Source organism: Methylophaga sp. (assembly GCF_048266885.1).
Classification (GTDB): domain Bacteria; phylum Pseudomonadota; class Gammaproteobacteria; order Nitrosococcales; family Methylophagaceae; genus Methylophaga.
On sequence record NZ_JBLWYR010000019.1, the window covers coordinates 29,038 to 44,764 of the forward strand.

General features: G+C 45.8%; 14 protein-coding genes. All 14 read left to right on the forward strand.

Annotated elements, in window-relative coordinates; translation table 11 throughout:
* Genes rsmH through ftsA form a run of 14 tightly spaced genes read left to right on the forward strand, consistent with a single transcriptional unit; the run spans position 1 to position 15,724 of the window.
* The gene (rsmH, locus tag ACN0V2_RS10320; RefSeq protein WP_417550730.1) at positions 1-939 is read left to right on the forward strand and encodes a 16S rRNA (cytosine(1402)-N(4))-methyltransferase RsmH; all 939 of its coding nucleotides are present in this window, start codon (positions 1-3) and stop codon (positions 937-939) included.
* Positions 936-1,229, forward strand: coding sequence for a cell division protein FtsL (gene ftsL, locus ACN0V2_RS10325; RefSeq protein WP_417550731.1), 294 nt, complete (start codon positions 936-938; stop codon positions 1,227-1,229). The genes rsmH and ftsL overlap by 4 nt, the downstream gene beginning before the upstream one ends.
* Positions 1,226-2,935 carry a peptidoglycan D,D-transpeptidase FtsI family protein gene (locus tag ACN0V2_RS10330; protein ID WP_417550732.1) on the forward strand — a complete coding sequence of 570 codons (1,710 nt, stop codon included), beginning with the start codon at positions 1,226-1,228 and terminating at the stop codon, positions 2,933-2,935. The genes ftsL and ACN0V2_RS10330 overlap by 4 nt, the downstream gene beginning before the upstream one ends.
* Positions 2,932-4,452, forward strand: coding sequence for a UDP-N-acetylmuramoyl-L-alanyl-D-glutamate--2,6-diaminopimelate ligase (locus ACN0V2_RS10335; RefSeq protein ID WP_417550733.1), 1,521 nt, complete (start codon positions 2,932-2,934; stop codon positions 4,450-4,452). The genes ACN0V2_RS10330 and ACN0V2_RS10335 overlap by 4 nt, the downstream gene beginning before the upstream one ends.
* Positions 4,449-5,804: a UDP-N-acetylmuramoyl-tripeptide--D-alanyl-D-alanine ligase gene (locus ACN0V2_RS10340; RefSeq protein ID WP_417550734.1), complete on the forward strand. Its 1,356-nt coding sequence runs from the start codon at positions 4,449-4,451 to the stop codon at positions 5,802-5,804. The genes ACN0V2_RS10335 and ACN0V2_RS10340 overlap by 4 nt, the downstream gene beginning before the upstream one ends.
* The gene (gene mraY / locus ACN0V2_RS10345) at positions 5,804-6,886 is read left to right on the forward strand and encodes a phospho-N-acetylmuramoyl-pentapeptide-transferase (protein ID WP_417550735.1); all 1,083 of its coding nucleotides are present in this window, start codon (positions 5,804-5,806) and stop codon (positions 6,884-6,886) included. Before ACN0V2_RS10340 ends, mraY begins: the two co-directional genes overlap by 1 nt.
* Positions 6,883-8,238: a UDP-N-acetylmuramoyl-L-alanine--D-glutamate ligase gene (murD, locus tag ACN0V2_RS10350; protein ID WP_417550736.1), complete on the forward strand. Its 1,356-nt coding sequence runs from the start codon at positions 6,883-6,885 to the stop codon at positions 8,236-8,238. The genes mraY and murD overlap by 4 nt, the downstream gene beginning before the upstream one ends.
* On the forward strand, positions 8,235-9,374 hold the full coding sequence (ftsW, locus tag ACN0V2_RS10355; RefSeq protein WP_417550737.1) for a putative lipid II flippase FtsW: 1,140 nt from the start codon (positions 8,235-8,237) through the stop codon (positions 9,372-9,374). Before murD ends, ftsW begins: the two co-directional genes overlap by 4 nt.
* Entirely contained in the window at positions 9,371-10,450 is a 1,080-nt protein-coding gene (gene murG / locus ACN0V2_RS10360; RefSeq protein WP_417550738.1) for an undecaprenyldiphospho-muramoylpentapeptide beta-N-acetylglucosaminyltransferase, read from the forward strand. Before ftsW ends, murG begins: the two co-directional genes overlap by 4 nt.
* Positions 10,443-11,861, forward strand: coding sequence for a UDP-N-acetylmuramate--L-alanine ligase (gene murC / locus ACN0V2_RS10365; RefSeq protein ID WP_417550739.1), 1,419 nt, complete (start codon positions 10,443-10,445; stop codon positions 11,859-11,861). Before murG ends, murC begins: the two co-directional genes overlap by 8 nt.
* Entirely contained in the window at positions 11,861-12,751 is an 891-nt protein-coding gene (murB, locus tag ACN0V2_RS10370) for a UDP-N-acetylmuramate dehydrogenase (RefSeq protein WP_417550740.1), read from the forward strand. Before murC ends, murB begins: the two co-directional genes overlap by 1 nt.
* On the forward strand, positions 12,748-13,686 hold the full coding sequence (locus ACN0V2_RS10375; RefSeq protein WP_417550741.1) for a D-alanine--D-alanine ligase: 939 nt from the start codon (positions 12,748-12,750) through the stop codon (positions 13,684-13,686). Before murB ends, ACN0V2_RS10375 begins: the two co-directional genes overlap by 4 nt.
* Positions 13,686-14,474, forward strand: a complete 789-nt coding sequence (locus ACN0V2_RS10380; protein WP_417550742.1) for a cell division protein FtsQ/DivIB — start codon at positions 13,686-13,688, stop codon at positions 14,472-14,474. Before ACN0V2_RS10375 ends, ACN0V2_RS10380 begins: the two co-directional genes overlap by 1 nt.
* Entirely contained in the window at positions 14,474-15,724 is a 1,251-nt protein-coding gene (gene ftsA / locus ACN0V2_RS10385; protein WP_417550743.1) for a cell division protein FtsA, read from the forward strand. The genes ACN0V2_RS10380 and ftsA overlap by 1 nt, the downstream gene beginning before the upstream one ends.
* The last annotated feature ends 3 nt before the right edge of the window (positions 15,725-15,727 follow it).

A 15,727-nucleotide genomic window follows, 5' to 3' on the forward strand; every position in this document is an offset into this window, starting at 1 on the left:
ATGACAAACCAACTCCCAACACATCAACCGGTCCTTCTGAAAGAGACTGTCGAGGCGCTGTTGATTCAGCCCGATGGTATTTATGTGGATGCCACTTTCGGTCGCGGTGGCCACACCCGTGCTGTATTAGAGCAACTTTCAGATAATGGACGTTTATTGGGTTTAGACCGTGATCCCGCTGCGGTTGCTGTAGGTCAGGCTCTCGCTGCAAGCGATAGCCGTTTTTCTATTGAGCATTGTGCATTTTCCGAACTTTCCACTGTTATTCATTCACGTCTCTGGCAGGGAAAAGTGAATGGTATTTTGATGGATATTGGTGTGTCCTCTCCACAGCTTGATGAAGCAGTTCGTGGCTTTAGTTTTCAGCATGATGGTCCGTTGGATATGCGGATGGACCCGACCACGGGTATGAGCGCAGCACAATGGCTTGCCAGTGCCGAGATGAACGAAATAGCGACGGTTATTAAAACCCTTGGCGAAGAACGTTACGGTAAGCGTATTGCTTCAGCCATTGTAGAAACTCGCGAACACACGCCCATTACCACAACTAAACAACTGGCAGATTTGGTTGATAAAGCCAGCCCTACCCGCGATAAGTTCAAGCATCCAGCGACACGCACCTTTCAAGCCATTCGTATTTTTATTAATAGCGAGTTAGAAGAATTAACCAGTGCGCTTGAACAGGCACTAGACGTGCTAGCAGTGGGCGGCCGGTTAGCGGTAATCAGTTTTCATTCATTAGAAGATCGTATTGTTAAACGCTTTTTCCGAGATCAGGCTAGAGGGGATGATTTACCAGCCCATTTCCCTATCACGGCGGATCAATTAAATCCTCGTTTACGAATAATTGGTAAAGCCGTTAAGGCCGATGATGCTGAATTATCAGTGAATGTACGCTCGCGCAGTGCCGTGTTACGTGTCGCGGAGAAACTCACATGAGCTGGCCAACATTTTTTGAACACATTCGTATTGATTGGCCGGTGTTTGTAATGACTTTATTGGTGTTGATCTCATCGGTTGCAGTGGTTTACACCAAACATGCTGGCCGAAGTGAATTTGTGGCTTTGCAGCAATTAGAAAATAGACGTGACCAATTGAATGAAAATTGGGGGAAGTTACTATTAGAGCAAAGTACTTGGGCAAGTCCTGCTCGAGTTGAACTGCAATCTCGAACTCGCCTTAACATGCAAGTTCCTACCAATGAGCAAACTGTGGTGGTTAAACCATGAGTCGTCGTCAGCAACGTGGTTATCAGCAAACAGGTAGTTGGCGGCTGAACCTGGTCAGACTGTCTTTTATTCTGATTGGTCTGGCTTTGCTATGGCGTTTGATTGATATCCAGGTGCTTAATCCCGACTTTTTGCGTAATCAAGGTGACGCACGCCATTTACGTAATGTCCCAATTGTGGCGCATCGCGGCATGATCTTGGACCGACATGGTGAGCCTTTGGCAATTAGTACACCGGTACATTCTGTCTGGTTGAACCCACAAGCAACTGATCCAGAGCACCCACAACTGGCAAAATTGGCAGCTATTTTAGACATTGATGTGAGAAACATTCGTGAACGTATCTATCAAAATCCTAACCGCGAATTTTTGTATTTAAAACGTCGAGTAACTCCTGAAATCTCCGAGCAAGTAAAACTACTAAAAATTGGTGGGGTAGCTCTCCAACGTGAATATAAACGCTATTACCCAACTGGCGAGGTGGCCGCCCATGTTGTGGGCTTTACCAATATAGATGATGTTGGGCAAGAAGGGCTGGAGTTAACCTACGAGCCTTTATTAACTGGCGTGCCAGGCATGCGCCGAATGGTGCGTGACAGTAAGGGAAACTTTGTTGGTGGTGGTGATCCGATTCGTGCGGCAAAAGCGGGTGAAAATATTCAGCTGAGTATCGACTTGCGCTTGCAATATTTGAGTTATAACGCATTGAAAAATGCGGTTGAAAAAAATAAAGCTCAATCTGGCTCTGCGGTTATTCTGGATGTTCAAACCGGTGAAGTGTTGGCCATGGTCAATCAACCAGCCTTTAATCCGAATAACCGTTATGGCGTAAGTTCTAACGATTTACGAAATCGTGCTGTTACCGATTTATTTGAACCGGGTTCAACCGTTAAACCATTCACCGTCGTCAGTGGATTAAAATCAGGAAAATTTGATCTCGATACTATGATTAATACGCATCCTGGCACCATGCGGGTCACTGGTCATACTATTCGTGATTTTCGTGATTACGGCATCATTAACCTGGCCACATCGATTCAAAAATCCAGTAACGTAGCGGCCAGCAAAATTGCCCTCGAAATCGAGCCTATGGAGCTGTGGGAAGATTTTGCCAGTTTTGGTATGGGCGTTGATAGTGGAGCTTATTTCCCTGGCGAAGCAATGGGCCGCTTACCCGATCCTCGTACTTGGCGGACACTTGATAGAGCAACATTAGCTTATGGTTACGGTTTAGCAACCAATACCCTGCAATTAGCTAGAGCCTACACCATCATTGGTAATGGCGGCATCATGCGCGATGTCACGTTTATCAAACAAGATAAAGCGCCAAAGGGACGTCGTGTTTTTTCCAAAGATTTAATGGAAACTGTTCGTGGCATGATGGAACTGGTGGTGCTTCCAGGAGGAACTGCACAACGTGCGGCAGTTCAAAACTATCGCGTTGCAGCAAAAACCGGAACCGTTAAAAAGGCCATGGCCGGTGGATATACCGAGAGTGAATATCAATCTCTATTTGCCGGTTTAATTCCTGCAAGTAATCCTAGGCTGGCCATGGTGGTCGTCATTGATAATCCTACGGGTGAAGAGTATTACGGGGGAGCGGTAGCTGCTCCAGTCTTTGCTGATGTCATGGTCGGAGCCATGCGTCTGTTGAATATCGCACCTGATGCGCTTCCACAAACGCAATTACAGGTGGCGCATCAATGAATTATCAAATGCGCCTAATTGATTTAATGAGTCTGGTTGAAAGTGATACTTTTTCAACGACTGTGATTACTGGTATGAGTCTGGATAGCCGCCAACTTAAGCCTGGAGATTTGTTTATTGCTTTAGCAACGAACACAGAAGTTCGCTCCCAACACATCCAGCAAGCAATCGAGGCTGATGTTGTTGCCATTTGCTATTCAACTGAATTACCACTTGAGCCTGAGCTGATACAGCAAGTGTCAGACGCTAATATTGAATTATTAGCTGTAGACCAGCTGAACGATAAAACCTCACGACTTGCGGCGGCTTTTTATCAATATCCCTCTGCGGTTATGACTATCTTTGCGGTAACCGGTACCAATGGTAAAACTTCCGTTACGCAGTTTATTGCCCAGGCTCTTGAAAATGCTGGCCAGCCATGTGGTGTCATAGGAACATTGGGAAGTGGCCGTTTAAATGAGCTCAAACACAATGGCATGACAACACCTGATCCAATCCGTTTGCAGGCCTTATTGGCCGAAATGCGTGATGCAGGTATTCAATATGTTGCTTTGGAGGCTTCATCTCACGCACTTGAGCAGGGACGCTTAGCTTTTGTCGATATTGATTTTGCCATTCTGACCAATTTAAGCCGCGATCATCTTGATTACCACCAAACCATGGAAGATTACGCTGCCGCTAAACAACGCCTATTTAGTTTTGCATCGCTTCAAGCGGCTGTGGTGAATGCCGATGATGAGTTTGGCCAAAAATTGTTGTCATTACTGAGCAGCGAACAAATTACTTGTATTAAATATAGCTACAAAGATCCTAAGGCAGATATTTATGCCTCAGCTATTGAGGCAACAACCAATGGTTTGCAATTTAATCTGCAGCTTCATCAACAAGATGTAGCGATAAACACCCGGCTGCTCGGCAAATTTAATGTGGAAAATCTGCAGGCAACAGCCGGAGCATTAACACTGCTTGACTGGTCCGTAGCCCAAATTGCCCAAGCGCTTGATCACCTGGTTAGTGTAAACGGCCGCATGCAAATGTTGGCGAGCAGCCTGCAACCATCAGTCGTAATTGATTTTGCTCATACACCCGATGCGCTCGCTAAGGCCTTACAAGGTATGCGCCAGCATATGGAGTCTGAATCCAGACTTTGGTGTGTGTTTGGCTGTGGTGGCAATCGTGACAATGGCAAACGGCCATTAATGGGACAAATTGCTAGTGAACTGGCTGATAAGGTTGTGCTAACAGACGATAACCCTCGCAGTGAAAGCAGTGCCGAAATCATTCAACAAATCCTGGTTGGTTGTCTGACTGATACCGATATTCATATCGAAGCAGATAGACAGCTGGCGATTGAATTCGCCGTGATGGATTCAGCGCTGGAAGACATGGTGTTGATAGCCGGTAAAGGCCATGAACAGTACCAAGAAGTATCTGGCATAAAAACACCATTCAACGACTACGAGATTGCGATGCAAGCTTTAGAAAAACGCCATTCAGTAACAAGGGTAACACTATGACGTGGAACATTCGCTTAGTCGAAATTGCTGAGTTACTTGGAGCCGAAATAAACGGTCACGATGCGGTGATGACTGGCAGTAAAATTGATAGTCGTAAACTTGAGTCTGGCGATTTGTTTATCGCATTGCCGGGCGAAAATACTGACGGTCATGATTTTATTGAACAAGCGCTTCAAACTGGAGCGTGTGGTGCATTGGTCAACCGCTATATCCCTAGCGAATTACCCCAAATTGTGGTGAATGATGTCGTTAGCGCCTATGCACAAATTGCTAGGTTTTGCCGTAAAAAAAGCCATGCCAAAATCATTGCTGTAACCGGCAGTAATGGCAAGACCACCTTAAAAGAAATGATCGCTTCCATCCTGACACAAAGCGGTAAGGTTTTAGCGACAGCAGGCAACTTGAATAATGAACTGGGGGTTCCACTTACCCTTACCCGGTTAAACGATAGTTTTGATTATGCCGTGATTGAAATGGGAGCAAACCATGCTGGTGAGATTGCTTCATTGGTGGCTATGGCAGAACCCGATGTAGCCGTCATTAATAATGTCGGTGCAGCTCATCTGGAAGGTTTTGGTTCTCTGCAAGGGGTTGCCGAAGCTAAAGGTGAAATATTTGCCGGTTTGAAGGCAGATGGTGTGGGCATTTTGAATGCGGATATGCCTTATATAGAGTTATGGAAACATATCCTGGGTGCCCGACAGTCCATAAGCTTTGCGCTTCAACAACCAGCAGAAATTACAGCATTAGATTTACAGCAGTCAATTACTGGAAGCCACTTTATGGTGAGACTGGATGGGGTATGCCATTTTATAACTTTACCCTTACCCGGAATCCATAACGTTAGTAATGCGTTAGCTGCGATTGCAGTATGTTCCGCTTTAAACGTTGATCCAGAAGCGATTGTGAAAGGTTTAGCGTCAATTGAAGCGGTACCTCATCGGTTGCAACTGCGCCAAGCGGTCAATAACGCATTAGTGATTGATGATACCTACAATGCTAATCCCGGCTCATTTCAACAGGCCTTAAAAACCTTAATGCAATTTCCGGGAGAACATTGGCTGGTGTTAGGGGATTTCGGCGAGCTGGGTCCGGAGAGCACTTCTATTCATCAAAAATTAGGTAAAGATGCCCGAGCCGCGGGTGTTAAACGCTTATTTACGGTTGGTCAACAAAGCCAACTGGCAGCATCAGAGTTTGGCAATAATGCTCAGCATTTTAATGATAGATCCCAACTGGAAGCGGAATTAAAAAACATGCTCAATAAAGACGTAGCGTGTTTGATAAAAGGCTCGCGCTTTATGAAGCTGGATAAACTGGCTGATGCGTTGTCTGTTGGAGGAGAAGCCTGATGTTGTTAATGCTGAGTGAATATTTAAGCCAGTATTACACCGGTTTCAATGTCTTCCAATATCTGACGTTAAGGGCCATTTTAGGCGTGATGACGGCCTTGGGAATTGCCTTGATTGTTGGCCCTACGATGATTCGTCATTTAAGTTTCAGACAAATTGGCCAAGTGGTGCGTAATGATGGTCCAGAATCACACTTCAGTAAAACTGGAACACCGACTATGGGCGGTTCCTTAATCCTAGTAGCCATTGCTGTGAGTACATTACTGTGGGCCGATCTCGCTAACCGTTATGTGTGGGTGGTCTTACTAGTTACCTTACTTTTTGGTTTGATCGGATTTGTTGATGATTACATCAAGCTGGTTCGGCAGGATCCGAAAGGCCTTTTGAGCCGTTACAAGTATTTCTGGCAATCGGTAGTCGGTTTGGGTGCCGCAATATTCTTATATATGACGACCCAAACTGCTGCTGAAACGCAGTTAATCGTGCCATTTTTTAAAGAAATTATTATTCCACTCGGTGCATGGTATCTGCTAGTGGTTTATCTGGTCATAGTAGGCAGCAGTAACGCGGTGAACCTTACTGATGGTTTGGATGGTTTAGCCATTATGCCAACCGTTATGGTGGCAGCTGCATTGGGCTTGTTCAGCTATGTTGCAGGTCACTTTGAGTTTGCAAATTATCTACAAATTCCACATATCCCCGGTGCTGGAGAATTAACCGTGTTTTGCGCCGCCATGGTTGGCGCCGGTTTGGGATTTTTATGGTTTAACACATATCCAGCACAAGTGTTTATGGGGGATGTCGGTGCGTTAGCGTTAGGTGCAGCATTAGGCACCGTGGCCGTTTTGGTTCGCCAGGAATTGGTATTACTAATCATGGGTGGAGTATTTGTTATCGAAACCCTATCCGTAATGATTCAAGTGGCCTCATACAAATTACGAGGCAAACGTGTGTTTTTAATGGCGCCAATTCATCATCACTACGAATTAAAGGGCTGGCCGGAACCCCGCATTATTGTTCGATTTTGGATCATCACCGTATTTTTGGTGCTGGTCGGTTTAGCGACGTTGAAAATACGATGACAGCAGAATTACAACATCATAGTTCCCAATACAGCTTAATCATCGGATTAGGTCAGACAGGATTGTCGTGTGCGAGATTTCTGTTGCAGCAGGGTAATGCCGTAGCGGTTATTGATAGCAGCGAAAAACCTTCTTGCCTGAATGCATTGCAAAAAGACTATCCAGAAGTTGTTGTTAAGACTGGTGGTATCCCTGCAGACTGGTTGATGCGGGCAGATAGTATTGTGTTGAGTCCTGGAGTTGACCCACGACTACCTCAAATCAAACAGGCCGCAGAAGCAGGCATTGAAATCGTTGGTGATATTGAGTTGTTCGCGCGTCACGCTAATGCACCAATCATTGCAATCACTGGCTCTAATGGCAAAAGTACCGTGACCACCCTGGTAGGGTTGATGGCACAAATGGCTGATAAAAATGTGGCCATTGGCGGTAATTTAGGTACGCCAGCGTTGGATTTACTGACTGAGCCTGCACCTGATTTTTATGTGCTTGAGTTATCCAGTTTTCAAATGGAAACCGTACAGTCATTAAATGCCTTTGCATCGGTGATTCTGAACGTAAGCCCCGATCATTTGGATCGCTATGATTCAATTGAAGACTATCAATGGGCTAAACAGAAGGTTTACCAAGGTAACGGAGTCATGGTGATTAATCGGGATGATCCGATTGTTTCATCAATGGCTGTTGAAGGCCGCAATCAGCTTGGTTTCAGTCTGCATGAGTCAAAAGGCTATGAGTTTGGCGTACTGACTCAGCGTGGCCATCTTTGGTTAGCTGAAGGCGATACACCATTAATGCTGGTCAGCAAGATGAAAATTGCTGGCAGTCATAATGTGGCCAATGCACTTGCCGCATTAGCGCTAGGATCAGTAATGGGCTTGCCAATGGACGCTATGTTGCAAGCATTAAGAGAATTTAAAGGTTTACCGCATCGTTGTCGGTTTGTGCGTGAATTGCACGGAGTGCGTTGGTTTAATGATTCCAAAGCGACCAATGTTGGTGCCAGTATCGCTGCAATTGAGGGGCTGGCTGAGAATGGCAAAATTGTATTGATCGCTGGTGGAGTGGGTAAAGGACAAAATTTCGCACCATTAAGTGACGTCTTAAATGACTATGTCAGTACCATCGTATTGATTGGTCAATCAGCTGAAGAGATCGCTCGTCATGTACCGAAATCAGTACAGGTCCATTTTGCGGCAGATATGAAAGCGGCCGTTCAAGCGGCAAGTATTTCGGCACAAAAAGGTCAGCAAGTTTTGCTGTCACCAGCTTGTGCAAGCTTTGATCAATTTACCAATTATGCTGATCGCGGCGAGCGTTTTGAACAGGCTGTCAGGGAGTTGGCTGCATGAGTCGTGTAAGCACCTACTTCGATTCAAAGCTTTTGATGGCAACATTAGCCTTACTGCTGATTGGCCTAATTATGGTCTGTTCTGCCTCGATCACTATTGCTGAGAACAAAACCGGGCAACCACTGTATTTCTTCATCCGACAACTGGCATTTGCCATGATTGGATTGTTCTTTGCCTGGTGTGTAATGTCGATACGACTGTCACATTGGCAACAAATGGCACCAATGTTGTTAATGATTGGTGTGGGCATGTTAGTACTGGTGTTGATACCCGGGATTGGCCGCGAAGTGAATGGTAGCTCACGTTGGTTACCTCTCGGCCCGGTTAATTTGCAAGTAGCAGAATTGATCAAGTTGTTTGCCATTATCTACGTAGCTGATTATCTGCAACGACATCATGGTCAGCTCAACACATCGCTATTGAAAGTATTATCTCCGTTGTTATTGCTAAGCGTGGCGGCGGCATTAATGTTGATGCAACCCGATATGGGGTCAATAGTAGTAATTCTGTCTACCGTATTAGTGATGATGTTCCTTGGCGGTGCCAGGTTGGATGTATTTATCGGTTTAATCACTATTCTGGCTGGACTGTTTGCATTGATGGTGTGGATTGCCCCATACCGTTTACAGCGTTTGCAAAGTTTTATGGACCCCTGGGCAGATCCATTTGGTAGTGGCTTTCAGTTAACACAAGCCCTTATTGCTTTTGGCCGTGGTGACTGGTTAGGTGTTGGACTAGGCAGCAGTATGCAAAAGTTGTTTTATTTACCTGAAGCACATACTGACTTTTTATTTTCCATCCTGGCCGAAGAGTTAGGTTTGGTGGGTGCTGTCGCGGTGATTGCCTTGTTCTTAATTATGATTTGGCGTGCGTTGGCAATTGGCCGCGCTGCTGAAGAAGCAGGTCAATTATTCGGTGCACAGATAGCCTATGGCATTTCAGTTTGGTTAGGCTTACAGGCCTGCGTCAATATAGGCGTCAATATGGGCGTATTGCCCACGAAGGGTTTAACCCTTCCTTTAATGAGTTATGGCGGTAGTAGTCTGGTTATCGTTTGTGTCGCCATTGGTTTGTTATTACGAGTGGATTTGGAAACCCGCCAGCCTGAGAAAGCGTCAGCGAGGGTCAAACGATGACGCGAGTATTAATAATGGCGGGCGGAACCGGTGGACATGTGTTTCCAGCCTTAGCGGTGGCTGAAGAATTGCGCTCCCGTTCAGTGGATATTGAATGGATTGGCACAGAGCGTGGAATTGAATCACGTTTGGTGCCTGCGGCGGCATTTAAATTAAATTTAATTCCTATTAAGGGATTGCGCGGCAACGGTTTACTGGGCTGGCTAGTTGCGCCGTACAGAATTTTGAAAGCTGTGTTGGCTTCAACAAAAGTGATTAAACGGTTCCAACCGGATGTGGTCATCGGATTGGGCGGGTTTGCTTCAGGTCCAGGTGGTCTAGCAGCGTGGTTGTCAGGCAAACCACTATTAATTCATGAACAAAATGCTATAGCCGGATTAACCAATCGTCTATTGGCAAAAATTGCCAAACAAGTCTTACAGGGATTTGAAAATAGCTTTGCCAGCAGCACTAAAACCAAATGGGTTGGTAATCCGGTACGTAAAGAGATTGAACAACTGCCAGAGCCACACATTCGTTATCAGGCAAGAGCCCAAAAACCAATGAAACTATTAGTATTAGGTGGCAGCCTGGGAGCACAAAGTTTAAATCAGGTCGTGCCAAAAGCTTTGGCAATGCTTGGACCTGAGCATGCGGTGGAAGTGGTTCATCAGTGTGGCGAAAAACATTTAGAGGCTTGTCAACAAGCCTATCAACAAGCAAATGTGCCAGGCACAGTTACTCAATTTATTGATGATATGGCGATAGCTTATGGCGAAGCAGATTTAGTGATTTGCCGGGCTGGGGCATTAACGGTTGCTGAGGTTGCTGCAACGGGTGTAGCAGCCATTTTTGTGCCTTATCCATATGCCGTTGATGATCACCAAACACACAATGCACAGGCATTAAAAGATGCTGGAGCAGCTCTGATTATTCAGGATTCCTTTTTAAATGCAGAAGAGTTGGCAAAAACACTAAAGACATTACTGGAAAATCGAAAACAATTGGAACAAATGGCAATACAAGCAAGAGCCTTGGCAAACCCAGGAACGGCTGTGCAGATAGCCGATATCTGTTTGGAGTACGCGCATGGCTAAATTAACCTCAGCAATGCAAAGCCGGGTCAAACATATCCATTTCATCGGTATTGGTGGAGTGGGAATGGGCGGTATTGCCGAAGTATTACTGAATCTTGGGTATCAAGTGAGTGGTTCTGATATCCATGAGAACAGCTTGATCCAGCATTTGCGTCAACTAGGTGCCAACATCATGATTGGTCATGATGCTGAATACTTGAAAGGCGCTGATGTAGTGGTAGTGACCACCGCAGTGAGCGCTGACAATGTGGAGGTTATCGCAGCAAGAGAACAACGTATCCCAGTGGTTCCACGTGCAGAAATGTTGGCTGAACTTATGCGGTTTAGTTATGGCATTGCGGTGGCAGGTACCCATGGCAAAACTACCACGACAAGTTTAACGGCAGCATTGCTCAGTGAAGGTGAGTTGGATCCAACCTTTGTCATTGGCGGTCGCTTAAACAGTGCCGGTTCCAATGCAAGATTAGGGACTGGTCGTTATCTGGTGGCAGAAGCAGATGAAAGCGATGCATCCTTTTTATACCTGCAGCCGATGATCGCTATCGTGACCAATATAGATGATGATCACATGGCAACTTATGAAGGAGATTTTGAAAAACTCAAAGCGACCTTCATTGAGTTTTTACATCATTTACCCTTTTATGGTTTAGCTGTGTTGTGCCTTGACGATGAGGTGGTGGAAAGCATTCTGCCTGAAGTCACTCGTCCCATCACAACATATGGTCAAGATGCTCGTGCCGATTTTCGAATCAGTGATCTGCAGCAGCATCAGGGACAAAGTGAGTTTACCGTTAGTGAAGCCCAAAGCGGAGTGCAATATCAGATCCGTTTAAATATGCCTGGCTTGCACAATGCACTGAATGCTACGGCGGCTTTATCCGTAGCTCGTAATTTGGGTGTAGACATCGCTGCTTGCCAACGAGCGTTATTAAAGTTTGACGGCGTTGGACGACGTTTTAATATTCTTGGCGAAAAACAAACTGCAAATGGGCAGGTGTTGTTGGTTGACGATTATGGACATCACCCGACTGAAATTGCCGCCACTATTGCTGCAAGTCGTGGTGGATGGCCGGACCGCCGTTTAGTGGTGATCTTTCAGCCGCACCGTTATACCCGGACCCGTGATTTATTTGAAGACTTTGCTCGTGTGCTCTCAACAATAGATGTTTTGATTGTGCTGGAAGTGTATCCCGCAGGTGAAAATAAAATTGCAGGTGCAGATGCACGCAGTTTGTGCCGTGCTATTCGTTTGCGTGGCCAGGTTGAGCCGGTGTTTGTTGAAGACAAACAGGCATTGTTTTCTGTGCTCCCCGGTTTACTACAAGATCAAGATTTACTGCTTACCCTTGGTGCAGGTGATATCGGAACCATTGCCAAAGAGTTGGATCAACAACTTGAGGAGCTGAGCTAATGGTGTCGATGTTTACCGAGTTACAAGGTGAATTGAAAATCAACGAGCCTTTATCACAGCACACTTCCTGGCGGGTTGGAGGTATTGCCCAGCGCTTTTATCAACCAAAAGATAAAAACGACCTGGCAAATTTTCTACGTCAATTACCAATTAATGAGCCTCTATTGTGGTTGGGATTAGGTAGCAATTTATTGATAAGAGATGGCGGTTTCGCTGGCACTGTGATCAGTATGGCAGGCACAATGCAGAACCTGGATATAGAAGGCCAGAGAGTTACAGCCGAAGTAGGTGTTTACTGCAGCAAAGTTGCTAAACAATCCGCTAAACAAGGATTGAGTGGTGCTGCATTTCTGGCAGGTATTCCTGGCACATTTGGCGGAGCTCTAGCGATGAACGCGGGCGCGCATGGCTGGGAGACTTGGCAGTTAGTTAAAGAAGCCACCACAGTAACGCGTCAAGGTGAACTAAAAAAACGTCCGGCTAGTGACTTTAATGTCAGTTATCGCCATGTCGAACTGCCAGAGAAAGAATGGTTTGTCTCTGCCACATTGGAATTACAAGTTGGCGATGCAGAAGCTGAAACAGCATTAATCAAACAATTACTGAAAAAACGTAATGACAGTCAGCCGACTAATCAACCTTGTGCTGGATCAGTATTTCGTAATCCTCAGGGTGATTATGCTGGACGTTTGATTGAACAATGTGGTTTGAAAGGACTGCGTGTTGGCGGGGCCAGTGTGTCGCCCAAACATGCCAACTTTATTGTCAATGACGGGGCAGCGAGTGCGGCTGATATTGAAGCGTTAATTGATTTAGTAAAACAACGTGTAGAAGCAGAGACAAAAGTTCAATTGATCCCCGAAGTCCACATTATCGGAGAACACGCATGAGTGAATTAACTATCAATCCACAAAGCTTTGGTAGAGTTGCTGTATTGATGGGCGGACGCTCTGCTGAACGCGAGATTTCGTTGAAAAGTGGTCGTGCTGTGTTTGCCGCTATGCAGACTTTAGGTATTGATGCGGTAGCGATCGATGTTGATCAAAATGTCAGTGAGCGTTTACGCCATGAAACCTTTGATCGGGCATTTATTATTCTGCATGGCCGCGGCGGTGAAGATGGTGAGATCCAGGGTGTTTTGCAGTCATTGCAGATCCCTTATACCGGTAGCGGTATCACTGGAGCAGTGCTGTCGATGAACAAACGCCTCAGTAAACAAATTTGGCAAAGTCAGGGATTACCGACACCTAAATATGTGCGATTAAATCGCCACTCAAATACTGAACAAATTGTTGAAGAGTTGGGTTTGCCCATCGTGATCAAGCCGGTAAATGAGGGGTCAAGTATTGGCATGAGCAAGGTGACTTCTGCAGAAGCGTTGCACCAAGCCATCAATCTTGCTTTTGATTACGACGATGAAGTTATCGCCGAGCAATGGGTTCATGGTGCGGAATTCACGGTAAGCATTTTGAACGGCAAAGCCTTACCTGTTATTCGTTTAACAACGCCTAGAGAGTTTTACGATTTTGAAGCCAAATATCTGGCAGATTCAACAGAATATTTATGTCCTTGCGGTTTGGCCGAGGATGATGAAAAACGTTGTCAGCAACTCGCTATCTCGGCATTTAATGCTTTGAATATGTCCGATTGGGGACGGATTGATGTGATGGCAGATCAGCAAGGTGAGTTTTACCTGCTGGAAGCGAATAGCGTACCTGGCATGACCGATCATAGTTTGGTGCCAATGGCCGCTCGTCAAGCTGGAATCAGTTTTGAAAACCTGGTTGCACAGGTATTACAGAGCAGCTTGGAGGGTAAACGCTAATGGCCATCAGACAGCGTCCAACTGCGGGAGCAACACGAACCCAAGCCGTGAAGCCACGAGAAGCCGTGAATTGGAAGATCAGGATACGAAATATAAGTACGGTTCTGGTGTTGCTGACATTGATATTCGGCACTGTGTATATGAACAACACCGATACTCTGCCGATTTTGCACGTAACGGTTGAAGGCGAATTGGTTAATACCGAAAAACAAGCATTGATCGAGGCGGTAACACCTTTTGTCACAGGCAGTTTCCTGGATGTAAATGTGGCGGGTATTCGCCAAGCAGGTGAAGCATTGCCCTGGGTGGCACAAATACAAGTGAGACGTGTTTGGCCAGATACTTTGCACTTGATGGTTAGTGAGCATAAAGCGATAGCCCGTTGGAATGAAAATGGTCTGGTCAACACCCGTGGACAAGTTTTTTATCCAGACGGTAATGGAAAAATGCCTGAAGGACTTATTCAATTGTTTGGGCCCGAAGGCAACAGTGAATTGATGGCGAGACAGTTGGTGACCATCCAGCAGTCTTTAGACACCCTGGGATTAAGAGTGAAAAGCCTGACTATGGATGAACGTCGTTCTTGGCAAGTGCAATTTACCGACGATATGCAATTGCAGCTAGGGCGTGCAGCTAGCGAGCAACGGTTAGCAAGATTTATTCGGGTATTTGAAGGCCCGCTCGCAAGTTATCGCGACCAAATCAAAATTGTAGATATGCGCTATACCAACGGACTTGCAGTCGTCTGGAAAAACGGTAAGCAACCTGATTTTAATGGAATTGTGTAATGTCGAAACGAATTGAAAGAGAACTGATTGTAGGACTGGATATCGGCACCTCCAAGGTAGTTGCAATTGTTGCAGCGCCGATTTTGGACGCAGGACCGAATGAAAATAAATTAGAAATTATCGGAATCGGTTCGCATCCTGCCCGAGGCATGAAAAAAGGCGTTGTGGTGAATATTGAATCTACCGTGCAATCGATTCAACGTGCGATTGAAGAGGCCGAACTGATGGCTGGCTGTCAGATCCATTCTGTTTTTGCTGGGATTGCTGGCAGTCATATTCGCAGTTTGAATTCACATGGCACCGTGGCAATCCGTGACAAAGAAGTGACTCAGGGGGATTTGGATCGTGTTTTAGATGCTGCACGTGCTGTGCATTTTCCTGGCGATCAGCAATTACTGCATGTGCTGCCTCAAGAATACATCATCGATAATCAGGAAGGCATCCGTGAACCTATCGGCATGTCAGGTGTGCGTTTGGAAGCCAAAGTGCACTTGATTACAGGTGCTGTTAGCGCGGCACAAAATATCACTAAATGTATTGAACGTTGTGGGCTGGTAGTTGACGGAATCATATTGGAACAGATGGCTTCCAGTTATTCGGTTCTTGAGCAAGATGAAAAAGAACTGGGCGTTTGCTTAGTCGATATCGGCGGCGGCACCACCGATATTGCCGTGTTTATTGATGGCGCCATTCGCCATACGGCGGTGATTCCAATTGCAGGCGATCAAGTGACTAACGATATCGCCGTGGCATTAAGAACACCGACGCAATATGCCGAAGAAATCAAAATCAAATATGCCTGTGCATTAACGCAGCTGGCCCGCGAAGATGAAACCATCGAAGTGCCAAGTGTAGGTGATAGACCGCCAAGGCAACTAGCCAGACAAACTCTGGCAGAAGTGGTGGAGCCTCGTTACGAAGAATTATTAATGCTGGTCCAGGCAGAGCTACGCCGAAGTGGCTTTGAAGAAATGTTAGCTGCCGGAGTGGTGTTAACAGGTGGTAGTTCGAAAATGGAAGGTGCAATTGAACTGGCAGAAGAAGTATTTCATCTGCCCGTAAGACTAGGTGTACCACAGCATGTTGGTGGTTTAGTTGATGTAGTACGTAATCCAATCCACGCCACGGGTGTGGGCTTATTACTGTTTGGAAATGAACAAGTTAGTACCGGACACAGTGAATCTGTGATTTCGGATGGTTTTAAAGGAATGCTTACCAGAATGAAAAGTTGGTTTCAGGGCAATTTCTGAGTA